Raw genomic sequence first — 25,525 nt, 5'->3', positions numbered from 1 at the left:
CGAGCCGCATTCGACAGCAATCAAAACCGGAGGAGACAAGTAATGAAGCGGTGGTTGGAAGTAATCGTGTTTTGGGGCGCGTTTGCGCTCCTGTGGGAGTACGGCGTGGCCGCACTCGGCGTACGGCGTTACCTGTTGCCGCCGCTCAGTGCGGTATTGGTGGCCGGCTGGGACGCGCGCGAGATGGTGGTCACGGATGCCTGGGTCACGCTGAGCGAGGTGATGGTCGGCTTCCTGGCGGCGGTCGCCGGTGGCGTGGTGTTGGGCATCCTGATTCACTTCAGTGATTTCACGCGTCGCACGCTGTATCCGTTCATCGCGGCGTTGCAGAGCATGCCGAAGATCGCGCTGGCGCCGTTGATGATCGTCTGGTTCGGTTATGGTTTCGCCTCCAAGATCGCCGCCACGTTCCTGTTCGCCTTTTTCCCGATCGTGATTGCGACGCTGGGCGGCTTGTCCGGCATCGCTGCCAATCTGGATGAACATTTCCGTGCGCTCGGTGCTTCCAAGTGGGACACGTTCTGGCGTCTGCATGTGCCGGCAGCATTGCCGAGCTTTATTGACGGCATCAAGATCGCCATGCCGCTGGCGGTGGTTGGCGCCATCGTCGGCGAGTTCATCGGTTCTGAAGAAGGTCTCGGTCATCTGATTACGCTGGCAACTGCCAATGCCAAGACCGATCTGATGTTTGCAGCGATCCTGGCGATCACGGTACTGGCGACGTTCCTGTACTGGATCGTGGAAGTGGTGTCACGCCTGGTGTGGTGGCGTGGAAAGACGGTGTAATGATGGGACACATGATGAATCTGGATAAGTTGAATCCGCAGGCGACCGCGGCTGCAGCAGGTGGAGCGATTGTCGTACGCAATGTCTTGAAACGCTTTCCCGGCAAGCAAGCCGTCAATGCCCTGGAAGAAGTGTCGCTGAATATTCGCGAACGTGAATTCGTGTCGATTCTCGGCCCCAGCGGTTGCGGCAAAAGTACGTTGCTGCGGATCGTCGCCGGTCTGGTGCCGCACAACAGCGGCGATGTCCTGGTCAATGGCAAGCCGGTGACCAAACCATCGCCGGAAATCGGCGTGGTATTCCAGACCAGTAACATGCTGCCGTGGCTGACGGTGGAAAAGAACATGCAACTGGGCGCGCAATTGCGCAAGTTGCCGGCGGCGGAAACCGAAGCCAAGGTACGTGACCTGATCAAGATGCTGGGGCTGTCGGGGTTTGAAAACAATCACCCGCACGAATTGTCGGGCGGCATGCGCCAGCGTGCATCAATCGGCCAGATTCTGGCGCTCGACCCGAGCATCATGCTGATGGATGAACCGTTCGGCGCGCTCGATGCGCTGACCCGCGATTTGCTCAACGTCGAATTGCTGCGCATCTGGCAAGAGCGCATGCAAACGGTATTGCTGGTGACGCACAGCATTCAGGAAGCGGTGTTCTTGTCGGATCGCGTGTTGGTCATGTCGGCGCGTCCGGGCCGCATCATCCATGACATCAAGATCGATCTGCCGCGTCCGCGCCTGCCCGAAAACATCAAGGGCAACCCGCGCTACGGTCAGTACATCGCCGAGATCAGCAAGATCATGGGAGTCTACTGATGCATGACAGCGTCTTTCTCGGATTGTCCGAAGAAGCATGCCGTGCATTGCTGGACATGGGCCCGGTGTGGGCCAGGGATATCAACCGGCACCGGCAGGCGGTGGTGGATATCTACACGCCGGTGCTGAATGCAGTCAGCAAGGACGACATCAGTGTCACGCGCGATATTGCCTACGGTGCGCATGTACGCCAAAAGCTGGATATCTATCAGCCGCACGATGCAGCACCGCCGGGCGGCCGGCCGATTGTGCTGTTCGTGCATGGCGGCGCATTCTTGCGCGGCAACATGAATTCCAACGAGCAGATTTACGGCAACGTGCTGTACTACTTTGCGCGGCAGGGCATGCTCGGTATCAATATCGAATACCGACTGGCGCCGGAAGCCGCTTATCCAGCCGGATCGCAAGACGTGGCTGCGGCGGTCGCGTGGGTCAGGCAGCATGCGGCAGAATATGGCGGTGATCCACAGCGCATTATTCTGATCGGTCATTCTGCCGGTGGTGCGCATGCCGCCAGCTATGTCGCTGATCCGCAAGTGCGGCCGGTTGCCGGGCACGGCATTGCAGCGCTGGTGCTGATCAGTGCGCGCTTGCGCGCCGATGTGCATGCGGACAACCCGAATGCCGGTGGCGTCAAAGCCTATTGGGGCGAGGATGTCAGTCGCTATGAACAAGTGTCACCGGTGACGTATGCGGCGCAAATCGACGTGCCGCTGATGATTGCCGTGGCCGAACACGAGAACCCGTATCTCGATGTGTACGCCGCCGAACTGTTTTACAAAGTCAGTCGGGCGCGCGGTCAGGCGCCACGTTTTGTCCAGGTACGCAATCACAACCATACGTCCATCGTCGCCCATTTCGATACCCGGGAAGACTTGCTGGGCCGGCAGATTCTCGACTTTATCGAAGCCGGTCGCTAGCGCTTTCATCAATTAAAACCAATCTGAGAGATATCATGAGCAAAGCATTGTGCGGCGTGTTTGCGCCTGTCGTCACGCCTTTCAAGTCTGATCTGAGTGTGGATGCCGACCTGTTTGTCCGCCACAGCCGGTGGCTGATGAGCCAGGGCGCCGGGCTGGCGATCTTTGGCACCAACAGCGAAGCCAACTCCTTGTCGGTGACGGAACGGCAGCAATTGCTGGAACGTCTGGTGCAAGACGGTCTCGATCCGGCGCGCATGTTGCCGGGCACAGGCTGCTGTTCCATCACCGATACCGTGGCACTGACACGTCACGCCGTCGATATCGGTTGCGCCGGCGCGCTGATGTTGCCGCCGTTCTATTACAAAGGCGTATCGGATGATGGCCTGTACCGCTACTACGCGGAAATCATCGCCCGTGTCGCTTCACCCAAGCTGAAGTTGTATCTGTATCACATCCCGGCCTTTACCGGCGTGCCGATCACGTTGACGCTTATCGAGCGGCTGATCAAGGATTTTCCGGATACGGTAGTCGGCATCAAGGACAGCTCCGGTGACTGGAGCAATATCGAAGCGATGCTGAAAGCCTTTCCCGGCTTTGCCATTTTTCCGGCATCGGAATCATTCTTGTCGCGCGCTCGCCCGCTCGGCGCCGCCGGCTGCATTTCCGCGACTGCCAATATCAATCCGGTGGCGATCAATCGCCTGTGCGCTGAATGGGATCAGAGCAACGGTCCGCAATTGCAGCAACAAGTCGATGCAGTACGGCAGATTTTCCAGAGCTATCCGATGATCGCGGCGCTCAAGTTTGCGACCGCGCACTACAGCGGCAATCCGGCCTGGGATATCGTGCGGCCACCGTTGACGGCATTGCCGGCGCCGCAAAAGACGCAATTGCTGGAGCAACTGCAACACATCGATTTCGCGATGCCCGGCCTGAAGGATTGAGCATGACGACCAACACTGCATCGACGCCAGCCAAGCCGCTCGGCAAGTACCCCTACGTCAAGCGTGCCGGTGACAATATTTATGTGTCCGGCATGAGTGCGCGTCTGGCCGACGGCAGTGTCGGCGGCACCACGCCGGCCGCCGATGGCAGCGTGCACTGTGACGTTCGGGTGCAGACCCGGATAGTGATCGAAAAAATCCGCGATGCGCTGGCGACGTACGGCGCCGGTCTGGAAGATTGTGCGGCGATGACGGTCTATCTGGTCGACATGCAAGACTTCGATGCCTATAACCAGGTGTATGGCGAATATTTCAGCGAACAGGGACCGACCCGCACCACCGTCGCCGTGCATCAGTTGCCGCATCCGCACATGGTGGTGGAGTTGACCGCAATCGCTTTCAAACCTTCGTAGCCGCATGACGGCAAAGGAAAAATCATGACGACCCATTCACAAGACGCATTCTTGCAGCAAGCAATCTCGCAGCAGGCACAGGATCAGTTGTTCGGCAATGCCCGTACCCAAAACGGCTGGTTGCCGGTCTCGGTCGAGGATGCGCAGTTGCGCCGTCTCTACGAACTGATGAAGCTGGCGCCGACCAGCGCCAACTGCTCGCCGGCGCGCCTGGTGTTTTTGCGTTCCGCTGCCGCCAAGGAACGTTTGCGGCCGACACTCAATCCCGGCAATGTGGAAAAAGTGATGAGTGCGCCGGTGGTGGCCATCATTGCCTACGATACGAAGTTCTATGAATTGTTGCCGCAATTGTTTCCGCACAACCTGAGCATGCAGGCGATGTTTGCCGACAAGCCGGCGCTGGCAGAGGCCACCGCGTTTCGCAACAGCAGTTTGCAGGGCGCTTATCTGATGCTGGCGGCACGCAGTATCGGACTTGATTGCGGGCCGATGTCCGGCTTCGATGCCGGAAAACTCAATGACGAGTTCTTTGCGGACGGACGCCTGCGCGTCAACTTCTTGTGCAATCTCGGCTATGGCGACAGCAGCAAGTTGTTCCCGCGCAGTCCGCGTCTGAATTTTGAACAAGCCTGCGAATTGCTTTGACGACAATGCGCACGAACACGGGTGCCAGAGATTGATGCAGAGATGCGGACAGCAAGCCGCATGCGGGGCGCAACGGGGGATCGGTACAGTCAACTGCACCGGTTCCCTGTTGTGCGTTTACCGCATCTGGTACAGGTTGCAAAGAGTAGTGCCAATGCACTGCGGCGGTGCGTAATCTGCCTATAAATTAATGGAATGATCAGCGCAGAAATATTCATTTTCGCTTATTTCAGCAGGACGCCATACTGGGCAACAAGTAGTGGTAGCTGGCGCGGAAAACAGGCATTTGCATGGCGCCGGAAAACGGGCAGCAGACAAAAATTTTTAGTATCTGGAAAACGACAATGGTAACGAGACAAGACTGTATCAAGCTGGATGAACAAGATGTGCTGGCGGCATGTCGCGACAAATTCACTTTGCCCGAAGGTGAAATTTATCTCGACGGCAATTCGCTGGGCGCGATGCCAAGCCACGTGCCGGCACGCATGCAGGAAGTGATTGCGAAGGAATGGGCGCAAGGCTTGATCCGTTCCTGGAACGATGCCAACTGGATCGACTTGCCGCAACGCGTCGCCGCCAAGGTGGCGCGTCTGGTCGGTGCCGGCAAACATGAAGTGATGGTGGCGGATTCGACCTCGGTCAATTTGTACAAGGCGCTGGTCGCCGCAGTGCGCATGAATCCGGGGCGCAAGGTGATTCTGACTGAACGCGGCAATTTTCCGACCGATCTGTATATCGCACAAGGCGTGGCAGAAATCTTCGGTCTCGAAATCCGCTACGTGGAATCGACGGCCGAGGCCGTGCTGGCAGGCTTGGACGACAGCGTTGGCGTGGTGATGCTGACGCATGTCAATTATCGCAGCGGCCAGATTTATCCGATGGCGGAAATCACGGCCAAGGCCCACGCCGTGGGCGCACTGGCATTGTGGGACCTGGCGCACAGCGCCGGTGCCGTTGAAGTCGATCTGAATGCAGCCAAAGCTGACATGGCCATCGGCTGCGGTTACAAGTATCTCAATGGTGGTCCGGGCGCACCGGCCTTTGTGTTTGTGGCAGACCGTCATCACCAGCAAATGCGGCAACCGTTGTCGGGCTGGCATGGTCATGTACGGCCATTCGAGTTTGTCCTTAATTACGAAGCGGCGCCGGGAATCGAAAGCATGCAATGCGGCACGCCGCCGTTGTTGTCGATGCTGGCACTGGAATCGGCGCTGGAAGTGTTCGATGGCGTGGAAATGCTGGCCTTGCGACAAAAGAGCGTGGCCCTGACCGAGTTGTTCATCAAGCTGGTCGATGAAAAACTGCAAGCCTGGGATTTCGGACTGGCTTCGCCACGTGATGCCGCAGTGCGCGGCAGTCAGGTTTCGCTCACGCATGCGCAAGGTTACGCGATTGTGCAGGCGCTGATCGCACGCGGCATCACCGGCGATTTCCGGATGCCGAATATTTTGCGGTTCGGTTTCACCCCCTTGTATGTCGGCTTCGCCGATGTCTATGACACGGTGCAGGCGATTGCAGAAATCATGGAAAGCCAGGAATGGAATCAGGAAAAATTCCTGACCAAGAAGGCCGTGACCTGAGGTACGCGCGTGAACCAATGAATGGCGGCGCCGGCATGCCGGCGCCAACCTGATCGTCTCGCAGAAGACGATGGGCGGACATGCTCTCGAGAAGCATATCGCATCAATTTAACCAGGAGGAGTACAAGTGAGAACAAGAGGAATTGTTGCGGCAGTAGTACTGGCTGCAGGTACCGGGGGATCGGCATTGGCCGCCGATGGGTTGACTATTTCGGGCTTTGTCGATATCAACCTGGAACGTCTTTCCACGCCCAAGGACAGTACCTATCGCATGTCCAGCGGCGGCCTGAATGCGTCGCGTCTGGTATTCAGCGGTTCGGAAGATCTGGGCGGCGGCAGCAAGGCATTCTTTACCCATGAAATGCAGTTCTCGGCAGATACCGGCGCCGGTCCGCAACCACGGCAGTCGTTTGTCGGGCTCAGCGGTGACTGGGGTACGCTGTCAATGGGACGGCAGAACACGCCTTCCTACTGGATCGCCGGGTATGCCGATCCGAGCTGGTCGGCCGATTACAGTATCGTCAGCAACATGCAATTCTTCTACGCACCGTATCGCGAAAACAATTCCGTCGCTTACAACACGCCACGCGTGGCCGGTCTGATGGGACGCTTCATGGTCACTGCCGGACAAGAAGATGGCAGCAGCAACGGTCGCTATGTCAGCACCGCGGTGGAATATCGCAATGGTCCGTTCTTCGCCGGTTTTGCCAGCGATCTCAAGTACACCAAGAATATTTTCTCCAGCAATATCGGCACCTCGCGCGATAACTACCTGGCGCTGGCCTATCGCTTTGGCAGTATCGAACCGACCTTCATTTATCACACCTATAACGGTTACTACGCTTATCCACCCTATGTCGATTTCCAGACCAAGGGCTGGGATGTGCAACTGGGTGCACGCTGGCAGATCACGGCGCAACACCGCGTGTTCGGCAGCTACGTCCACAAGCAGGATGCCAACAACGTGAAGTTGTCGGATGCCGACGGTTTCCTGGTGGGGTATGGCTACAACCTGTCCAAGCGTACCGATCTGTATGCCAACTATGGCCGGATCAACAAGAAAAACAATACGCCGGTGAGCTATCCGATGACGTTCAACAGTTCCGGTGCGGTAGCGCCTAACAGTGGCATTCAACTCGGTATTCGTCACGCATTCTGATGCCAGTCCGGTGACTGGCATTGATTCAGGCCGGCGCAAGCCGGCCGGCTAAAGTTTCAAGGAGACGCAAAAATGAAAGAAGGAGTCATGAAAAACAAGATGTTCAAACATAGTGTAATGACGACATTGCTGGCAGGTGCAGTTACCGCTGCAGCAATGATGCCGGCCCATGCGCAGCAGCCGCGCAGCGGCGCCAATCTGAATGCGCCGAACGCGCCGGAAGCAGCCGGCGGCCAGCACGCCCTGTTGCCGGGCGAACCGGCCTATCCGGTGCCGGGCAGCTGGGGCTATGACAAGACGACCGGCAAGTTCAAGAGCCCGGAGGCGGCCCCTGACGCCTATGGCGCGCATCCGGTCGAAGGCAGCTTGCCGTATCTGGATCTGAATCAATACGCCAAGAACGTCAAGGTCGAGAATTTCGTGCCGTACGTCGCCGGTGCCGGCCACAGCTGGCAGGCTTCGTTCGACTTCAATGGTCGTCGCTATCTGTACGACTATGAAACCTGGATGTACAACCTGTTCGACATCACCGATCCGCATGATGTCAAAGTGGTGCAGCAAAAAACTTTCAATACCCGTGGCGGCGAACATCAGTTCGGCCCGTTCAATGTCAAGTTCAACAAGAAGCTGAACAAGATGATTGCGGTGCAGTGCTACGAAATCTCGCGTTACGGCCTGCTGTCGAACAAGTACACCAATCCGGATCAGGTCAAGAAAGTCCACGAAAAGCAAATGCTGCGCGGCTTCCGCATGTTTGAAGTGACCAGCCCGAAGTGGACCGACTGGAAACTGCTGTCGGAAACTTCGCTCGATCCGTACCACTCGGCACAGAACCAGCCGCAGGAAGGTTCCGGCTGTCAGGACGTGCCGGTCTATAACGGCGATCAGTATCTGTTCGTGGCCGGCGCGCCGGACAATACCTTTGTCAATCAAGAGTACAAGACCTATCTGTACACCGGCGGCCAACTGGCGTTCGATGTTTCCGATCCTGCCAATCCGAAGCGCCTGTCGATGTGGTGGGCGCCCGGTTCGCGTCTGGGTGAAGAGGAAGAATACAAAAAGAATCCGCGTGCCGGCAACAAGACTTCCTGGATGGGATCGCGCATGCCGCTGTTCATTCCGAAGCCGGTGGAGCAGGGCGGCAAGTATGGTTATGCCGCCATGGGTGGCTTCGGTTTCTACGTGATCGATATTTCCGATCCGAAGAACATGAAGCAAGTGGCGCACATTGACATGCCACTCAGCGTCACTGGCACCGAAGGCGACAACATCGATGTCTCCAAAGTGGAATCGACCGGCATGGTCTATTACAGCGGTTACCCGATGACGGAAGATTGCTACGAACCGCTCAAGGCGATCTATTCGATCGACGTGCGCGATCCGAGGAATCCGAAGATCGTCAACACGCTGCCGACGCCGACACCGCCGAAGGATGCGCCATTCACCGATTACTGCCAGCGTCGCGGCAGCTTCGGACCGAAGCGCAGCGGTTATGCCCAGATCCAGCCTGGTACGCCAAGCCCGCGTTACATGCCTTACTCGTACTACAACGCGGGCATGCAAATGTTTGATGTGAAGGATCCGCTGAACCCGACCATCGCCGCGTACTTCGTGCCGAAGATGATCGATCCGGCCCGTCATACCAAGGATGAGCAGACGCAGTCGATCCGCGCCTTGCCGAATCCGGTGCACAGCATCTTCGTCGAATGGGACCGCAGTCTGGTGTGGGTATTCTCGAACCACGGCATCTACAGTTTGTCGGTACCGCTGCTGGGTCAACCGGTGTTCGGCATGCCGAAGAAGTAAGCAAGACGGCAGCGACCGGTTCGGTATCTGAAACCGGCCGCTGCCTTCAGTAACACTGCCGGCTGGCAGTCAGGCAGTGTAGCAGTGCTGAAAACCGCGCAGTCAATCGCGCTGTAACGCAGCAGCAGTAACGCAAGTCTGTCAGTGACATCATCTCTTCTCTTGAGCTTATGCCATCCGGCGTTATCGCCGGATGGCATTTTTTTTGCAGATTTTGCCAGCGCTGGCCGATGCGCATACAATCGGAAGCAATTCCTGACGCCGGTGGATTCCCTCCGGTGTTTATCCGATGCGAAAGCAAAATTCACAATCGCCATTCATGTTGATCAACCCGCCCGCCGAAATCGACATCCGCAGCTACGGTGAGCCGGAGCGCCCCGATCGTCACGATTTTTTTCAACTGGTGCTGCCGCTGAGCGGCGATCTGTTGATCGATGTCGGCGGCACGGCGGGCCGATTGGTGCCGGGCAGCGCCTCGGTCATCGAACCGGGCTTGTTGCATTCGCAAGCGGGGACTGCGCCCAATCGCTCCCTGATTCTTGATCTCGATCCTGCCGCACTGGCCGATGACGTAGCGGAGCGCCTGGCGCGCAAGCCGGTAATTCAATTGCCGGCGCCGGCCATGCGCCTGATTGAATACATGGAATTGTTGCTGGCGGATAAGGCTGCGGTCACTACCAATGTGCAGCATTGGGTGCCGCTGCTGCTGGATGGTTTGCTGCAGCAGGCGCCGCGTCCGAAATCACGGCTGACACTGTTGCTGCACGCCATGACCGCCAGACCCGAATTGCCATGGACGACCGGCCAGATGGCCGACAAGGCGGCGCTCAGTATCAGCCGGTTGCACGAACTGTTTCAAACCGAACTGGGTAGCACACCGCGTGCCTGGCTCAGTCAGCTGCGGCTGCGCAAAGCCATGGACATGCTGGCCCGCAGCCATTTGCCGCTGGCCGAGATCGCCTTCTGCTGCGGCTATGCCGATCAAAGCGCGCTCACCCATGCGATGCGGCGGGCCGGCCAGATGTCGCCGGCGGCATATCGCAAGCAGGCACAGGAGTTGGCAACAAAAACGCCGTAGCCGGCGACAGGACAGGTTTTTCCACGCCGCTTACCATGCGCCTTTCGCATCAGAAAGGCGTCTCATGACGACATACAGAAATACCGGGTTGGGGCTGCTGTGCGGTATCGGCGCCGGCGCTTGCTGGGGATTTGTGTTCCTCGCGCCCGAACTGGCCACGGGATACTCACCGCTGCAATTGGCGGTGGGACGTTATCTAGCTTATGGTCTGTTTGCCGTGGCCTTGATTGCACCGCAATGGCGACAGCTGCGGGCGCAACTGCGCTGGCGTGACTGGCGCACCTTGTTATGGCTGAGCGCAGTCGGCAATGTGCTGTACTACATCTTGCTGGCGCAGGCGGTGCGTTCTGGCGGCGTGGCGATGACCTCACTGGTAATCGGCTTCCTGCCGGTGGTGGTGACGCTGGTCGGCAGTCGCGGCCGCGATGCCGTGCCGCTGCGCAAACTCATGCCATCGTTGTTGCTGGGCGGTGCCGGCATTCTTTGCATTGCGTGGCAATCCTTGGGCAGCGCCGCCGGCAGCGACGGTGCCGGCGCGATATTCGGCTTGCTGTGTGCAGTCGGGGCACTGATATCGTGGACTACCTATGCCGTTGGCAACAGCCACGCCTTGCAACGCTTGCACACGATCTCGTCCCATCAATGGAATCTGCTGACCGGACTGATCACGGGGGGCATGGCATTGCTGCTCGCGATTCCGGCCTTTGCGTGGAACAGCAATACCGGACCATCAATCTCGTGGCTGCATTTTGCCGGCATCGCGGCAGGCGTGGCACTGGTAGCTTCGATCATTGGCAATGCGTTCTGGAATCGCGCCAGCCGCTTGCTGCCGTTGACCATGATCGGCCAGATGATCTTGTTTGAAACCTTGTTTGCGCTGTGTTACGGACTGCTATGGGAAGCGCGCTGGCCGACGCTGCTGGAAAGCATTTCGCTGGTACTGGTAGCGGCCAGTGTGCTCAGTTGCGTGGCGGTGCATCGCATGCCTGCATCGCAAGCGGATAACTGATGCCGAAGAAAAAAAGTCCGCTGCCAAGGGCCGCGGACTTTGCAGAATATCAGGCAATATCAATGCATCAGAACGCGTAACGCCCCTGCACGTACATGGTGCGCGGCGCACCCACCATGCGGCCGGCATTGCCGTCGATGTTGCGGGTGTAATAGCGTTTGTCGGTCAGGTTGTTGACGCCGGCCATGACGTCGAAGCCCTTGGCGCCTGGCACTTTCCAGCTGACTTGCGTATTCCAGGTGCGGAAGCCTGGAATTTCACCAGTACTGGCATCGGCTTTTTCCGCGATGGTATTGGCGTTATCCATGAATTGACGGCTTTGATGCGTGGTCGACAGATCGAATGCCCATGGTCCCATCGTGTAACGGGTGCCGAGGGTATCGGTGGTGCGTGAATAGAACGGCACATCAAGGCCGGCCGTGGTGCCCGATTTCTGCACCGCACGCGTATAGGTATAGGTCGCGTACAGGTTCAGACCGCGCAGCACGCTGTCTTTGTCAAAACTGTAATCGAGCGAAGTTTCGATTCCATCATGCTGGGTCTTGCCGATATTCTGGAACAGCGCCGGTGTGGTGTTCGGAATCTGGTTGATCTGATTGTCGAAGCGGATGTCAAACACGGTGACTTCAGCTGACAGATTGCTGCCCTTGAAGCGGGCGCCGGCTTCGATGGTTTTCGCCACTTCCGGGGTCAGCGGATTGTTCGGCGTCAGCGAATTGAGCTGGGTGTTCTGCACCGCGCCGAACGAGGTGCTGTAGTTCGAGAACAAGGTCACGGCTGGCGTCAGCAGATAGGCCACGTTCAGCGATGGCAGCGGCTTGTTGTTGTGGACGGTGTAGGTACTTTTGTTGGTGACATCGGTGCGGATCGAATTGATGTTTTCAAAACGCAGGCCCGGCGTGATGCGCCATGCGCCGAAGGCAATCTTGTCGTCGATATAGAACGAGTGGGCGTCAGTCTGATTCTTGAATGTGCCGGTCGGGCCGAAAGCGCCGGTGGTCGCACTTTCGTTGAAGTTGTTGTCGTCGCCGAGTTCGCGGATATAGCGATAGCCGACCGTCACATCGTTGGTTACTGCACCGGTGACGAAGCGCTGGGTGTAGCGCGGTTCAATGCCCAGCGTTTCATAGTTGCGTGGCTGATGGATGTAGTTGTTTATATTTTTGGGATCGAGCAGCACACTTTGGCGAAAGCTCTTGGTGTAATAAGTGCGGATTTCGAATTCCTGGGTATCGGACAAGGTGTTCAGGTAGCCGATATCGAAGGCTCTGCGATTGCCGCTCCAGAAATCATGCTTGCGCGTGTTCTGGAATGGGTCGGCATTGTATTGCGCTACCGTCAGGCCGCCCGGTGTGCGCGACAAGACGTCATAGTAGGAAAACTTGCCGTAGATTTCCGAGGTCGGCGAAATTTCGTAGCGGAACTTCAAGGCAAAGTCGTTGAGGCGCTCATTGCTGTTGGCGCGCCAGCTTGATCCATCCGATCCCGAATAGAGCACGGCCAGGCCCAGACCGCTGTCGAGCTGGGTGCCGGCAAATGCGCTGTACTGGGTGCTGGAACCACCCTGGCCGAAACTGTTGTAACGCACGGTGGCATCACCGGTGACGCCGGGACCGGTCGGAATGGAGCGGGTCTTGAAGTTGATCACGCCACCGACGTTTTGCGGACCGTAACGTACTGCGCCGCCACCGCGAATGACATCGATGGACTCCATGTTGTTGAGACTGACCGGCGCAAACGAAATTTGCGGCTGACCATAGGGCGCCACCGACATCGGAATACCGTCGAGCAGAATGGTCGAGCGCGGCGAATAGCGTCCGGTCAGGCCACGCACGCCGATATTGAGCGAAATTGCGCTGCCGGCGGTGCCGGAATTATCGGTGGCCTGCACGCCGGGAATGCGGCGCATGACGTCGCCGATGTTGCTGGCGCCGCTGGCTTCAATGGCATCTTTCTTGACCACGGTGCGGGCGCCCGGGAAGGTCTTCACACTGGTATCGAGACTGTTGCTGCCAAGCCAGTCACCGCTGACCTGAATGGTTTCCAGCGCGTTGCCGCTGCCGGTCTGTGCCTGCTGCGCCCAGGCGCTGCCGGAGAGGGACATCAAGGCAGCGGCGATGGCGATGGCACAACGGTTTGGCGTCGCGACGGCGCGCGGAAGGGTGAGCGAGGACATGATATTTGGTCAGGAAAAAAGCAGGTGAAGAATCGGAATGAATAAGCTGGTGCGCTGAGCAGACAGAGGACGGGCCGGCACCATGGCAATACTTGCAAGGATTTTGTAACTGAAAACAGGAAATGAGAATGGTAACCATTTTCGTTTTTGCATCCAAACGAAATTTGCGATCAGCGCCTCGCGGTAGGCTGGCGGTGGCCTGTTACGGGTAGAAGTGTGGCGGAATTGTTACAGGGGGAATCGTGCGTTGAGTGGTGTTGATGCCGACGTCGGCATCAAATATTTCCATTGGGAAATACTTGGCCTGCGCTCGTGACATGCAGCCCGGGGGCGGATGCAGGCAAATACAAGAAAAAAAACCGTGCAGTGATGCACGGCGTTGGTCTCGGGGAATGGTAGTCAGTAATCAGTGTGTTACCGGCTTGCGATACCAGAGGTAGTAGATCACGCTCAGCAACATCACGAACGGCATGCCGAACAACAAGGTTGCTTTGAACTCGGGGACAAACCAGGTGGTGATCATGATCGCCAGCATCATGCCGATGCCCAGCGATGTCAGCCATGGAAAGCCCCACATGCGAAATGCCAGCGGCTTGTTGCCTTCTTGCAGCCAGCGTTTCCGGAAACAGAAGTGGGTGACGAAAATCATCAGCCAGGTAAACATGGCGCCGAACATCGACACCGACATCATCAGCGTGAACGAGGCTTTCGGATACAGCACGCTCAAGGCGGTGGCAATGGCAATCCCGATGCAAGACAAGGCCAGCGCGCGGACCGGCACACCACGGGCGCTGACCTTGCCGAATTGTGGCGAGGCGTAACCGGCACGCGACAGGCTGAACATCATGCGGGTGGTGATGTACAACTGACTGTTCATGGCTGACAGCGCGGCAATCAGCACCACGAAGTTGATCACGCCGGGGGCACCGGTAATCTTGATCGCTTCCATCACCAGGACAAACGGGCTCTTGTCGGTACCGGCCGAAGACCACGGCAGGATCGCCAGCATCAGTGCCAGTGTCAGCAGATAGAAAATCACCAGCCGGAACATCGCCGCGCGAAAGGCGTGGGTGATGGCTTTCTCCGGCTCCTTGGCTTCACCGGCGGCGACGGCAATCATTTCGATACTGAGATAACTGAAAATCGACACGATCACTGCTACCCACGTGCCCCAGACGCCTTTCGGAAAGAAGCCGCCATGCGACACATAATTGGCGAAACCGATGCCGCTTTCGGCCGGCGCGCCATAGACGACATAGGCACCGAGCAAAATGAAGCCGACAATCGCCACGATCTTGATCATCGAAAACCAGTATTCGATAAAGCCGAAGATATTCACGCTCAAGGCATTGACCGCGATCAGGGAACCCGAGAACAAGACAATCCATACCCATGCCGGTGAGTCGGGGAACCAGTACTGCATGTACAGCGCCACTGCCGTCACCTCGGTGCCGACCGCCAGCACGATCGATGCCCAATAGGCATAGCGCACCATGAAGCCGGCCCACGGACTGATGTAATAGCCGGCATAGGCACCGAACGAACCGGACGTCGGGTGCGCCACCGTCATCTCTGCCAGACAGCCGATCAGCAGCAGCGCAATGATGGCGCCGATGGCATAGCTGATCAATACACTGGGACCGGCAAAGCCGATGGCGAAACCGCTGCCCAGAAACAGGCCGGTGCCGATGGCGCCACCGATGGCGATCATCGACATCTGGGCGCTGCTCAAACTGCGCCGCAACCCCTTTTCCTGATCGACGACGCCTTGAAAATGGTCGCTGCTGTCCTGCATGAAAGTCTCCTGATGAATATTATTGGTGTTGCTGAAACATATGCCGTGACGGCTTACAGGCCGAAAAAGCTGAGGGCGTTACCGGCCAGCAGTCTGGCGTGGGTGCGGGTACTGAATTTGGTGTCGCGAATCAGTTGGCCGACTTGCTGCTCGCCCAGCGGGTAGGGGTAATCGGAACCGAGCATTACCCGTTCTTCGCCCATAATGTCGACCAGCAGTTCCAGCGCGCGACTGTCGAATACCGCAGAATCGACAAAGAAGCGGTCGACATAAGAAGAGGGCAGTTGCGGGCAATCTTCGCGGATGATGTCGCGTTCACGCCAGGCGTTATCGACCCGTCCCAACAGGAAGGCGAAGCTGCCGCCGCCGTGGGCGAAGCAGATCTTCAAGGAGCGCGGCAGCCGTTCAAAGGCGCCCGACAGAATCAGCGACAGGATGCCGAGCTGGGTTTCCGCCGGCATCGCCACCAGCCACGGCAGCATCCATTTCTTCATGCGCTGTTCGCCGCCCATCATGTCCCACGGATGCACCAGCAGCGGAATATCTTCATTGGCGCAATGGGTCAGGAAGGCCAGCATGTCGTCATCGTCCAGATCCTTGTCACCGAAGTGATTGCCGATCTGCACGCCGACGTGGCCGATGCTCTTGGCGCGCGATGCTTCACGGCAGGCGGCATCGATGTCTTGCAACGGCACTTGCGCCAGCGCTTTCAGGCGCTGCGGATTGTGCGCACACAATTCAATCGCATAATCGTTCATGCGTTGCGCCCATGGCAGCGCCTGGTTGATCGGATAGCTGTAGCCGAACATCACCGGCGTGGCGCACATGATTTGCACATCGACGCCGGTGGCATCCATTTCGATGATGCGGCGAGCCGGATCCCAGAGCGCCGAATAGACCGGACGGAAGGGCTTGTTGCCGGTCATGATCATGCCGTGTTCATTGTCATTGACCTGCAGCCATGGCGCTGCATGCGGATCCAGCGAAGCGGCTTCGGCTTGCGTGATCGGCGGGAAAAAGTGCGAGTGAATGTCAATCACTGCGGGTGGTTTGATGGTCAACGTGCAGCCCCTTGATGTGATGTGTCGGCGAAGCGGGCCTGTTTGCCCGGATGCACCGCGTTGCAATGTGTGCAAACGCGCAGTGCGGGATCGTTATAGAAGCGCTCGAACAGTGGCGGCAGATCGCTGACGATGTTCTTGAGCTGGACTTCGACGCGATAAACCAGATGGTTGCATTGCAGGCAGTACCATTCGAAACCATCGGTCATGCCGGCCGGGCGCTGACGTTCGATCACCATGCAGCGGCTGTCGGCTTGCGGCCGCTGCGGCGAATGACGCACGTGCGGCGGCAACAGAAAAATGTCGCCTTCTTTCAGATCGACCCGTTCCAGCTTGCCCGCGGCCATGATCATCAGATGTGCGTCGCCCTTGAATTGATAAAAGAACTCTTCCAGCGGGTCGTCATGAAAATCGGTGCGCTGATTGGGACCGCCAACGACCGTGACGATAAAGTCGGCGTCTTGCCAGATCTGTTGATTGCCGACCGGTGGCTTCAGGCGGTCGGCATGGTCATCCAGCCAGCGCTGGAAATTGAATGGCATGCCATAAGTGAACATGGTGTCTCCGGATGTTGTGGATTTTGTGTTGGTGTTATGTCGGTTTGTAGGCAATCGCCTTGATTTCGATCAGCAAATGCGGATGCGGCAACTGATGCACGGCAACCGTGGTGCGGGTCGGGCCGTCGTAGTCGAAGTACTCGCCGTATACCTGGTTGTAGCCGCCGAAGTCATTCATGTTGACCAGAAAAGTCGAAATTTCAACGATGTCACTGAGGTCGGCATCCACGCTGCGCAAGATGTCGCGCATGTTGTCGATGACGGCACGCGTCTGCGCCGCAATGTCGAGCCGGGTCGTGCCCATGGCATCGACTTCGACGCCGATGAAACTGTTGTCGGGCCGGCGCGAGCTGGTGCCGGAGATGAACAGGAAATCACCGGCGCGTTTGATATGCGGGAATTTGCCGCGCGGCAGCGCCTTGCCTTCGACTACCTTGGCCTGTACAGCACTATTGTTTGCCTGATGGTTCATGCTGCCGCTCCGGTGAAAAATTCGACCCGGCCCAGACCGCCGATATCGGTACTGACATGCAAACCGGGACGCAACCCTTCGGCTGCGGTGGCTGCACCCGCCATGATCAGTGAGCCGGCCGGCAATACCATTTCGGCACGGGTCAGCAATTGCGAGGCTTGCACGATGCTGCGCAAGGGATTGCCGAGAATGGCGCCGGTGCTGCCGAGTTGCACCGCGTGGCCGTTGTAGCGCATGGCGACGCCGCGATTGATCAGATTGCGCAGGTCTTCCGGTTGCTCGGAAAACGCGCCGACCACCAGAGCGGCAGAAGAGCAATTGTCGGCAACCACGTCTTCCAGCGTGAATTTGAAATTGCGATAACGGGAATCGATGATTTCCATGGCCGGTGCCACTGCCGCCAGATAGTTGCCGGCTTCCAGCATGCTGAGCGGGCGATCAATGACACGGCTGGTCAGAAAACAGATTTCCGGTTCCACGCGCGGATGAATGAAATCACCCAGATCGATCACGCTGCTTTCTTCGCGCAGCATGCTATCGGTCAACAAGCCCCAGATCAGGCTGTCGACATTCATCTGGATCATCTTGGCGCGACTGGTGAAGCCAAGCTTGATACCGACTGGTCGTTCGCCGCGTTGATGGCGCAAGGCAATCGAGGCGCGCTGAATTGCATAGGCCTGCTCCAGCGAGAACGCATGTTGCGGCGTCAGCGGATCGATTTCGGTGTGGTTGGCAGCAGCGGCGTCGAGCGTACCCGCCAGTTGCTGCAGATTGATTGATGTCATGATTCTGTTTTCCTTTGTGCTCAGACGCCGAACGAGGCGCTGACCTGACCCAGGCCTTCGATACGGGCTTCGAATACATCACCGGCAGCAGCCACCACCATCGGTCCCAGCGCACCGGTCATGATGATGTCGCCGGCCTGCAGCGGATTGCCGACGCTGGCCATGACATCGGCCAGCCAGACTGCCGCGTGCAATGGATTGCCGAGGCAAGCGGCACCGGCGCCGATCGATACCTGATCGCCGCGGCGCTCCATCAACATGCCGCAATTGACGATGTCGAAGGCATCCAGTCGGACCGGACGCGAGCCGAGCACGAACAGGCCGCTGGATGCGTTGTCGGCGATGGTGTCGGTCAGCCGGATATCCCAGTTGGCGACGCGGCTGCCGACGATTTCCAGCGCCGGCAAGGCATAGGCGGTGGCATTGATGATGTCGGCCACGGTATGGTTGGCATATGTCAGCGGACGTTCGATGACCAGTGCAATTTCCGCTTCGATCTTGGGTTGAATGATGCGGCTGATATCGATGGCTTCGCCATCGGCCACGCACATGTCGGCAAACAGCATGCCGAAGTCAGGCTGATCGACGCCCAATTGTTTTTGGACCGCCTTCGAGGTCAACCCGATCTTGCGGCCGACCAGACGCCGGCCCTGATTGATCCAGCGTTCGGTATTGATTTGTTGCACGGCATACGCCGCCGCGACATCGCTGGCGCCGATCAGATCGCGCACCGGAGCGCATGGCTGGCTGCTGCTGTGCGCTTGCCACAGACGGTCGGCAGCTTGTTCGATGAAATTATTCATGATGACGGCCTCAGGATTGAATGAACGAGAATTCGATTTCGACGCTGGCACCGAGCGGCAGGGCGCTGACGCCGACGGTGGTGCGTGCCGGCGGTACCAGGTCAGCGGTAAACACGGCTTCCCACGCGGCATTGATGTCGGCGAAGGCGTCAAAGCGGGTGGTGAAGATGCGGGCGATCAGCAAGTCTTCGAGCGTGACGTCATAGTCAGGCAAGGCGCGCTGCAGATTGGCCAGGATGCAGGCGGTCTCGGCACCGGGACCGCCGCTGACCAATTGACCGTTGGCCGGGTCCAGCGCCACCATGCCGGACACTTGCACCACCGGGCCGATTTGCACGCACGGGCTGTAGCGAAAGCGCGGCGCCGGAATGGCGTCGGACTGAATGCAGATGCGCTCGTTGTTGGTCATGATCCGGCTCACAGCTTGATACAGATGTTGGTGACTTCCGAATAGAACTCCAGCGAATAGCGACCGCCTTCACGTCCCAGTCCGGATTGCTTGACACCGCCGAACGGTGTGCGCAAGTCGCGCAGGAACCAGGTATTGACCCATACCAGTCCGGCTTCGATTTGCGGCGCCACCCGGTGTGCCCGTTTCAGGTTGGTGGTCCAGAGCGCGCAGGCCAGGCCGTAGTCGCTGTCATTGACGCGGGCAATCACTTCTTCTTCGCTGTCGAATGGCGCGATATGGCAGACCGGGCCAAAGATTTCTTCCGTTACGCAACGCGCGCTGTCCGGCAGACCGGTCCAGATGGTCGGCTGTACGTAAGCGCCGTCGTCGCGTTCATCGCCGAAGCGGGGCGTGCCACCGCCGGCCACCACGGTGGCGCCTTCTTCAACCGCCAACCGGTAGTACGACAATACTTTGTCGCGGTGGCCATGCGAAATCAGCGGCCCCATATCGACGCCGTCGTCGCCGGGATAGCCGACCTGCAAGGCATCGGTGCGCTGTTTCATGGCGGCGACAAACCGATCAAAAATGGGGCGCTCGACATACACGCGTTCCGAGCACAAACACACCTGGCCGGAATTGGTGAAGGAGGAGCGCATGACGCCATCGATAGCGGCATCGAAATCGGCATCGGCAAAGACCACGGCAGCATTCTTGCCGCCCAGCTCGAAAGACACTTCCTTCATGTCGTCGGCCACCGCCTTCATGATGGTGCTGCCGGTTTTCGATTCGCCGGTAAAAGTGATGGCATCGACATCGGCATGGGCGGTCAGGAATTCACCGGCCGAGTTGCCGCCGAAGCCGTGGATCAGATTGAATACGCCGGGTGGGACGCCGGCGTCGCGCATCACTTCCGCCAGCAAGGTCGCTGACGATGGCGACTCTTCCGAGGGCTTGGTCACGACCGCATTGCCACAGGCCAGCGCTGGTGCCACTTTCCAGGTGAACAGCAGCAGCGGCAGGTTCCACGGCGAAATGATGCCGACCACGCCGAGCGGTTTACGGATGGTGTAGTTGAGAGCGCCGAGGCCGTCGGCGCTTTCGCTTTGAAATACTTCGGTGCCGGCAGTCTTGATCAGGTCGGCAAAGGTGCGGAAGTTGGCGATGCCGCGCGCCACATCCAGCGTGCGCGCCTGATGCACCGGACGCCCTGTGTCAGCCACTTCAGCGGCAACGAATTCTTCAAAGCGCGCCTGAATGCCGTCGGCAACTTTATGCAGCAGCGCCGCGCGTTCCTGTACACCCATACGACCCCACGGTCCCTTGAGGGCAGCCTGAGCAGCTTTGACTGCCGCATCGACGGTGGCGGCATCGGCTTCGCACACATCACTGATCACCTGGCCATTCACCGGCGAGATATTGCGAAAGGTCTTTTGGGTAGCAAGGAACTCGCCGTTGATGAAGTGCTGCAATTGCTTTGGATGGGTGGAACTCACAAGCATGTCTCCTGATTGAACTGGTCCTGAAGTGGTGTGGATGACAGCGCCGCTGGCGGCCATGTCAGATCACTTTGCAGGGCTAGTATAAGAACTGCCTGATATGAAACATAATGAAAAAAATGGACGCTGACATGCCGCTTATTTATGGCGATTCGCAACGACATGCGACCTGCGGAGAGCGCAGAAAAGCCTTGTCGGAAAGCGCTTTTCGGCCTGCTGTCGAAGTTGAAGAGGGCGCCGCAGAAAGACGGCGCCTGCCGGTAACGGGTAAACATGAAATGTCACGCTGTCTGATGATGGTCAGTATTCGGCAGCAGCTTCTTTGAGACAGGCGATGAACACTTTTGCCGCCGGTGTCGGCGCGCGGTCGGCACGAATCGAATAACCGATATCACCGAAATCGCCGAGATCGCCCAGCTTCAGGATCGACAGCAGACCGAGTTCGGAAAAATGTTCGGCCACCGCGCGTGGCATCAATGAGATCGATGGCGTTTTTTGCATCAGGCCGATGTTGGTCAGCAGCGACAGCGATTCGACCACGTTGACCGGTAAGCTGAGACCGGCATCGAGAAACAAATGTTCTGCCGTCAGGCGCGCCGGCGATGCCTGCAACGGGAAGATCCAGGGCCAGTCGAGCAGATCACGCAATTCGATGTCGTGGCGTGGGGCCAGCGGATGCTTGCAGCCGGTGACGGCGCACAAGGCTTCCCGATACAGCACTTCATGCTGAAACGCATACATGCGCGCCAATGGCAGATCGCGTTCGGGCAGGCGACCGACCACGATATCGATTTCGCCGGTGGACAGTGCCGGAAACAATTGATCGGTCGGGCCATCGCGCACGGTGACCAGCACCCCCGGTCGCTGTTGCTTGAGTTTGGTTATCGCTTGCGGCAGCAGCCGGGCCGATGCTGAAATGCCGGTGCCGATGATGACGTGACCGCTGTCGCCGGTGCGGAACGTGTTGAGCTCATCGGTCAGGTAACGCAGTTCGGCGATCACCGTTTTGACCCGCGTGCCCAACAGGTTGCCATAGCAGGTTGGCGTTACGCCGCGATTGGTGCGTTCGAACAGCGCCACGTCGAGATCCGCTTCCAGTTCCTGAATGGCTTTGGTTACCGCCGGCTGGGTCAGATTCAGTTCGCGTGCCGCACCGGCAATCGATGACGAGCTGAGTACCCGGTCAAAAATCAGCAGCGGTTTGAGTTTCAGTCGCCGCAACATGACATCGGTCAGCGGAATGTTGGCGCGTTTGTCGGACATGCTGGTCTCCCTGCCGGCCGGCGCGGAGCCAGATACCGGTCGGTATTATATGGAATGACATGGCTTCCTCTGCGGGCGTGCTCATGGCGTCGTGCCGGCTGCATGCAACCGGCATTCGGCAATACTTGCTGCCTTGCCGGCTGGAATAATTCAGCTGGCGTAGACGCTGTTCAGATCGGCAAAGCCTTTGACTTCAATCGGATTGCCGGAGGGATCAAGGAAAAACATGGTGGCCTGTTCACCAGGCTCGCCGGCAAAACGAATGCTCGGATCGAGCACAAAAGCAATCCTGGCTTCGCGCAGACGCTGCGCCAGCGCCTGCCAGTCCGGCATCGCCAGAATGATGCCCAGATGCGGCATCGGTACCCAGTGCTCGCCGACCTTGCCAGTATTGGTCACGGCAAACGGCTGTCCCAGATGCAGCGAAATCTGATGCCCGAAAAAGTCAAAGTCGACCCAGGTCTCGGTGCTGCGACCTTCTTTGCAGCCCAGCAACTGGCCGTAGAAGTGGCGTGACTGATCCAGATCGAGAACGTGATACGCCAGATGGAAAATGGATTGCAAGACAGGCTCCAAAAAAATGATGGGCGGATTGAGGTTTTGTATATTGCCGTCAGCGTAGCGTTTTTGATGCGAAAGAGATAGCATGTAATTTTTATCGCATCCAAAAGAATTATTTATGGATACCCGCTACCTGAAAAGCCTGATTGCCGTTGTTGATTGCGGTTCGATTGCCGACGCCGCGCGCACCGAAGGTTTGACCGCCGCCGCCGTCAGTCAGCGCATTCAGGCACTGGAGCGCCATTTCGGTTTTGCCTTGCTGTCACGTGTCGGCCATGCCGCCAAGGCCAGTGATGCCTGTCTTGGATTATTGCCGCGGGCGCGACAGATCGTGCGCGAGGTGGGCTTGCTGGCGGGTGACGCCGATCCGGCCAGACTCACCGGCACCTTGCGCATCGGCGCCATTTCCACGGTGTTGACCGGACTGATGCCGGCAGCCTTGCTGGCATTGACGCAACAGGCACCCGGCATCAAACCGGCGATCTTGCCCGGCACCTCGCGGGCACTGTATCAATCGCTGCACGACGGCGAACTGGATGTCGCCATCCTGGTGGCGCCACCGTTCGAACTGCCGAAGATGATGCGCGCCGTGTCCTTGCGCAAGGAGCGCTTGGTGTTGTTGTCAAAGCAAAAGACCCGCGACAGCATCACCACCGTATTGCGGCAGCAACCGTATATCCGCTACGACCCGCATGCCTGGGGTGGCCGCCACGCCGTCAAGTATCTCGAGGAGAACGGCTTGCAACCGGCGACACTGTTTGATCTCGACGCGTTGGAGGCGATTGCCATGCTGGTAGCTGATGGCGTCGGCGTCAGTCTGGTGCCGGACTGGCATGGACTCAAACGTCTGGCGCCGGATTGCCGGATCACGCCGATAGCGGCATCCGCATCGGCATCACCGGGGCAGTACGACAGAGAAATCATTTTACTGACGAATACCCGGACCGAGCGGCCGGGCATGGTGACGGCATTGACACGGGCGGCCCTCAGTTGTCCCGGCTTCGGGGGCCTCGGCGGCAAGAATTGAGTGCCTATAAATCCAGAGCAAGAAATCTGGTGCCGGGCACCGGATTGAACGTGACCGGCGGGGCATCGGTAAAACCAAGCGCAGCATAAATCTGTTGCGCCGCCGTGAACTCCGGCAACACATCGAGGCATATGCGTGCGTAGCCAGCCGCGCGTGCTTCATCGAGAATCCGCTCGACCAGCCGCCGGCCAAGCTGTTCACCCCGCGCTTCCGGCCGCACATACACCCGTTTCATTTCGCAGGTAGTCGCGTCAACCTGACGCAAGGCGGCACAGCCAACCAGGCGTTCACCGCGCCAGGCCAGCAACAAACGGCCCTGTGGTGCGGCATATTTGCCCGGCAGCGCGGCAAACTCCGCTTCGTAATCCTGAAATTCAAGACTGACGGTGGCGCTGCCGACGTATTCACGGAAAATATCTTTGACCGTTTCGAGGTCTTGGGGGAATCGGGCGTGGTGGATTTCTGTCATGGCGGGATTTTACCGTAGCGATAAAACGTACAGCAGAGTAGAGGGCAATCGGGCAGAAGAGCAGGTACACAAATATGCAGCGCTAAACAGAAAAGGGATTCCAATTGCTTGGAATCCCTTCGAATGCTTGGTGGGGCGTGAGTGGCTCGAACACTCGACCTACGGATTAAGAGTCCCATTTAGCTGTTTGTAAACACAGCATATCTACGCCATTGCAGTAGAAAATCAATGACTTACGTTACTTTAATACTGTGAATAAATACAGTGAAATTCAATGAAATGGCAGAAAAATGCACACGCTATTTCCGCTTTTTCCCTCCGATTTTTCCTACTGCTTCGGCGAGCTTATCGGTCACTAAATGGCTGTAGCGCCTTGTTGACGCCGGGGACATATGGCCGAGAACTGCGCCCACCGTATATAGGTCAACGCCGGAGTTGATCATTTCTGATGCTGCCCCATGCCGTAGATCATGGAACCGAGTCTCTGGATATCCAGCGAGTTCGCGGGCAATGTCCCATTGATCAGACACTTTTTCCTCATCAATCGTGAATCTAATTTTACGGGCCAGCACAGCGATACGCGGGTGGATCGGTATGATTCTCCGTTCGCCATTCTTCGTATCCTCCAGCAAGAATCCTTTCTTGGTTCGCTTTGCGCGCAAGATTTCGGCCTTCCGCATGCCAGAATAGAAAGCTATCCGGATTGCGGCTCTGACCTGGCGATTTCGGCATTTCATTGCGATTCTCAGCATTTCCCTCCGGTCAGGATAATGGTGGCGTTCATTGCTGACAGTAGGCATTGCCATTCGAGCAGTTTTATCCTCGGCGATTTTCCCGACCTTGAAGGCGTACTTGATTGCCGCCCGCAGATACGCCAATACATTTCTGATCGAACTATCCGCGAGTGATCGCTTCGGCTTGCCATCGTGCGTTTTTTTTGCGCGCATGTAGCCAACTAGCTGCTTCGACCATTCGTGTAAGTCCGTCGCATCCTGGTCTTTGTATTCAGGCGCCCACTTTTCTAAAATCCCGATTCTGGCTGAGGCATCTTTCCATTCGGCGCACTTATCAGCGACATGCAATTTCACACATTCGCCGATCGTCACTACCTCCTTCCGTTGGCCGGTAGCCAGAGCGTATATCTCTGCCTCCCAGCTGCGAGCTAGGCTATCCGCTTCTGCGGTAGAAATTCCCGCAGGGAGAATTTTTGTTTGGCGGACACGCTGCCCTGAAATGATGCGGTTGAACGTCCAGCGGAGGCGCTTACGACCGGCTTTTGTAAAGGTTTCGATTGGCATGATTCGAGATAGTTATAGAGTGATTCAACATCGTAGACATGAGTCTTACGAGTCAGTTTGTAGCGCTTGATCCAGCGACCTTCAGCATCGAGACGACTCATCAGGTGTTCATCAATACCGAGAATCGCCGCAGCTTCCTTGGTCGGTACGCGCCGGCCTTCTCTGGTTCCCATCATTTCCTCCCAATCGAAACAGCCCAAGGGCAGTGCG

At 57.9% G+C, this 25,525-nt stretch carries 27 protein-coding genes; 13 read left to right on the top strand and 14 right to left on the bottom strand.

Translation table 11 applies throughout. From position 1 onward, the window contains the following. Nucleotides 1-42 precede the first annotated feature (42 nt). The 11 genes from AKL27_RS21955 to AKL27_RS21905 all read left to right on the top strand — a co-directional run bounded on the left by AKL27_RS21955 (nucleotide 43) and on the right by AKL27_RS21905 (nucleotide 11,158). Complete coding sequence (locus tag AKL27_RS21955) at nucleotides 43-786, top strand: ABC transporter permease (protein ID WP_050465006.1); 744 nt, start codon at nucleotides 43-45, stop codon at nucleotides 784-786. A gap of 11 nt (nucleotides 787-797) precedes the next feature. Beyond that, on the top strand, nucleotides 798-1,601 hold the full coding sequence (locus tag AKL27_RS21950; protein WP_232311065.1) for an ABC transporter ATP-binding protein: 804 nt from the start codon (nucleotides 798-800) through the stop codon (nucleotides 1,599-1,601). Then, on the top strand, nucleotides 1,601-2,521 hold the full coding sequence (locus tag AKL27_RS21945; protein ID WP_050465005.1) for an alpha/beta hydrolase: 921 nt from the start codon (nucleotides 1,601-1,603) through the stop codon (nucleotides 2,519-2,521). Before AKL27_RS21950 ends, AKL27_RS21945 begins: the two co-directional genes overlap by 1 nt. A 35-nt stretch (nucleotides 2,522-2,556) precedes the next feature. After that, the gene (locus AKL27_RS21940; RefSeq protein ID WP_050465004.1) at nucleotides 2,557-3,468 is read left to right on the top strand and encodes a dihydrodipicolinate synthase family protein; all 912 of its coding nucleotides are present in this window, start codon (nucleotides 2,557-2,559) and stop codon (nucleotides 3,466-3,468) included. Between the two features lie 2 nt (nucleotides 3,469-3,470). Continuing rightward, a complete protein-coding gene (locus AKL27_RS21935) occupies nucleotides 3,471-3,881 on the top strand; it encodes a RidA family protein (RefSeq protein WP_050465003.1) in 411 nt (136 codons plus the stop codon). Between the two features lie 24 nt (nucleotides 3,882-3,905). Next, on the top strand, nucleotides 3,906-4,526 hold the full coding sequence (locus tag AKL27_RS21930) for a malonic semialdehyde reductase (protein WP_198156048.1): 621 nt from the start codon (nucleotides 3,906-3,908) through the stop codon (nucleotides 4,524-4,526). A 344-nt stretch (nucleotides 4,527-4,870) separates the two neighbouring features. Beyond that, on the top strand, nucleotides 4,871-6,106 hold the full coding sequence (gene kynU, locus AKL27_RS21925) for a kynureninase (RefSeq protein ID WP_050465002.1): 1,236 nt from the start codon (nucleotides 4,871-4,873) through the stop codon (nucleotides 6,104-6,106). Between the two features lie 127 nt (nucleotides 6,107-6,233). After that, a complete protein-coding gene (locus AKL27_RS21920) occupies nucleotides 6,234-7,265 on the top strand; it encodes a porin (protein ID WP_050465001.1) in 1,032 nt (343 codons plus the stop codon). A gap of 72 nt (nucleotides 7,266-7,337) precedes the next feature. Continuing rightward, nucleotides 7,338-9,071 (top strand): LVIVD repeat-containing protein, encoded by a 1,734-nt coding sequence (locus AKL27_RS21915; RefSeq protein ID WP_050465000.1) that lies wholly within the window; start codon nucleotides 7,338-7,340, stop codon nucleotides 9,069-9,071. Between the two features lie 319 nt (nucleotides 9,072-9,390). After that, nucleotides 9,391-10,149, top strand: coding sequence for an AraC family transcriptional regulator (locus AKL27_RS21910; RefSeq protein ID WP_050464999.1), 759 nt, complete (start codon nucleotides 9,391-9,393; stop codon nucleotides 10,147-10,149). 64 nt (nucleotides 10,150-10,213) lie between these two features. Then, the gene (locus AKL27_RS21905) at nucleotides 10,214-11,158 is read left to right on the top strand and encodes a DMT family transporter (RefSeq protein ID WP_050464998.1); all 945 of its coding nucleotides are present in this window, start codon (nucleotides 10,214-10,216) and stop codon (nucleotides 11,156-11,158) included. A gap of 67 nt (nucleotides 11,159-11,225) precedes the next feature. Here AKL27_RS21905 and AKL27_RS21900 read toward each other — a convergent pair whose 3' ends face one another. The 9 genes from AKL27_RS21900 to AKL27_RS21860 form a co-directional block, all read right to left on the bottom strand. Continuing rightward, the gene (locus AKL27_RS21900) at nucleotides 11,226-13,334 is read right to left on the bottom strand and encodes a TonB-dependent receptor family protein (protein ID WP_050464997.1); all 2,109 of its coding nucleotides are present in this window, start codon (nucleotides 13,332-13,334) and stop codon (nucleotides 11,226-11,228) included. A 406-nt stretch (nucleotides 13,335-13,740) separates the two neighbouring features. Beyond that, nucleotides 13,741-15,129, bottom strand: a complete 1,389-nt coding sequence (locus AKL27_RS21895; protein WP_050464996.1) for an amino acid permease — start codon at nucleotides 15,127-15,129, stop codon at nucleotides 13,741-13,743. Between the two features lie 53 nt (nucleotides 15,130-15,182). After that, entirely contained in the window at nucleotides 15,183-16,190 is a 1,008-nt protein-coding gene (locus AKL27_RS21890; protein ID WP_050464995.1) for an amidohydrolase family protein, read from the bottom strand. Next, the gene (locus tag AKL27_RS21885; RefSeq protein ID WP_050464994.1) at nucleotides 16,187-16,747 is read right to left on the bottom strand and encodes a 3-hydroxyanthranilate 3,4-dioxygenase; all 561 of its coding nucleotides are present in this window, start codon (nucleotides 16,745-16,747) and stop codon (nucleotides 16,187-16,189) included. The genes AKL27_RS21890 and AKL27_RS21885 overlap by 4 nt, the downstream gene beginning before the upstream one ends. 34 nt (nucleotides 16,748-16,781) lie before the next feature. Further along, complete coding sequence (locus tag AKL27_RS21880) at nucleotides 16,782-17,219, bottom strand: RidA family protein (protein WP_050464993.1); 438 nt, start codon at nucleotides 17,217-17,219, stop codon at nucleotides 16,782-16,784. Further along, complete coding sequence (locus tag AKL27_RS21875) at nucleotides 17,216-18,004, bottom strand: 2-keto-4-pentenoate hydratase (protein WP_050464992.1); 789 nt, start codon at nucleotides 18,002-18,004, stop codon at nucleotides 17,216-17,218. The genes AKL27_RS21880 and AKL27_RS21875 overlap by 4 nt, the downstream gene beginning before the upstream one ends. A 20-nt stretch (nucleotides 18,005-18,024) precedes the next feature. Further along, the gene (mhpD, locus tag AKL27_RS21870) at nucleotides 18,025-18,807 is read right to left on the bottom strand and encodes a 2-keto-4-pentenoate hydratase (protein WP_198156047.1); all 783 of its coding nucleotides are present in this window, start codon (nucleotides 18,805-18,807) and stop codon (nucleotides 18,025-18,027) included. A gap of 10 nt (nucleotides 18,808-18,817) precedes the next feature. After that, a complete protein-coding gene (locus AKL27_RS21865) occupies nucleotides 18,818-19,216 on the bottom strand; it encodes a RidA family protein (RefSeq protein WP_083439213.1) in 399 nt (132 codons plus the stop codon). 8 nt (nucleotides 19,217-19,224) lie between these two features. Continuing rightward, complete coding sequence (locus AKL27_RS21860; protein WP_050464991.1) at nucleotides 19,225-20,700, bottom strand: 2-hydroxymuconic semialdehyde dehydrogenase; 1,476 nt, start codon at nucleotides 20,698-20,700, stop codon at nucleotides 19,225-19,227. Nucleotides 20,701-20,807: 107 nt separating this feature from the next. On the opposite strand from AKL27_RS21860, the gene AKL27_RS27930 reads away from it, so the two are divergent. Beyond that, nucleotides 20,808-21,023 carry a hypothetical protein gene (locus tag AKL27_RS27930; protein WP_157057045.1) on the top strand — a complete coding sequence of 72 codons (216 nt, stop codon included), beginning with the start codon at nucleotides 20,808-20,810 and terminating at the stop codon, nucleotides 21,021-21,023. Here the strand turns inward: AKL27_RS27930 and AKL27_RS21855 are convergent. Both AKL27_RS21855 and AKL27_RS21850 read right to left on the bottom strand, forming a co-directional pair. Continuing rightward, entirely contained in the window at nucleotides 20,998-21,960 is a 963-nt protein-coding gene (locus tag AKL27_RS21855; protein ID WP_050464990.1) for a LysR family transcriptional regulator, read from the bottom strand. The two genes, AKL27_RS27930 and AKL27_RS21855, sit on opposite strands and share 26 nt — an antisense overlap. Nucleotides 21,961-22,110: 150 nt before the next feature. Beyond that, entirely contained in the window at nucleotides 22,111-22,524 is a 414-nt protein-coding gene (locus tag AKL27_RS21850) for a VOC family protein (protein ID WP_050465048.1), read from the bottom strand. A 115-nt stretch (nucleotides 22,525-22,639) separates the two neighbouring features. On the opposite strand from AKL27_RS21850, the gene AKL27_RS21845 reads away from it, so the two are divergent. After that, complete coding sequence (locus tag AKL27_RS21845; protein WP_050464989.1) at nucleotides 22,640-23,548, top strand: LysR family transcriptional regulator; 909 nt, start codon at nucleotides 22,640-22,642, stop codon at nucleotides 23,546-23,548. A gap of 4 nt (nucleotides 23,549-23,552) precedes the next feature. Here the strand turns inward: AKL27_RS21845 and AKL27_RS21840 are convergent, their stop codons facing one another. From AKL27_RS21840 to AKL27_RS28535, 3 genes are all read right to left on the bottom strand, one after another. After that, nucleotides 23,553-24,017 carry a GNAT family N-acetyltransferase gene (locus AKL27_RS21840; protein ID WP_050464988.1) on the bottom strand — a complete coding sequence of 155 codons (465 nt, stop codon included), beginning with the start codon at nucleotides 24,015-24,017 and terminating at the stop codon, nucleotides 23,553-23,555. A 299-nt stretch (nucleotides 24,018-24,316) separates the two neighbouring features. Then, nucleotides 24,317-25,123, bottom strand: coding sequence for a tyrosine-type recombinase/integrase (locus AKL27_RS21835; RefSeq protein WP_232311064.1), 807 nt, complete (start codon nucleotides 25,121-25,123; stop codon nucleotides 24,317-24,319). A 56-nt stretch (nucleotides 25,124-25,179) separates the two neighbouring features. Further along, a partial coding sequence (locus AKL27_RS28535; protein ID WP_232311063.1) for a hypothetical protein occupies nucleotides 25,180-25,525 on the bottom strand: 346 nt, incomplete at its 5' end.

The organism is Herbaspirillum autotrophicum (genome assembly GCF_001189915.1).
Taxonomy (GTDB): domain Bacteria; phylum Pseudomonadota; class Gammaproteobacteria; order Burkholderiales; family Burkholderiaceae_D; genus Herbaspirillum; species Herbaspirillum autotrophicum.
The sequence above is the reverse complement of the archived record's forward strand: the minus strand, read 5'-3'. Positions and strand labels throughout refer to the sequence as shown.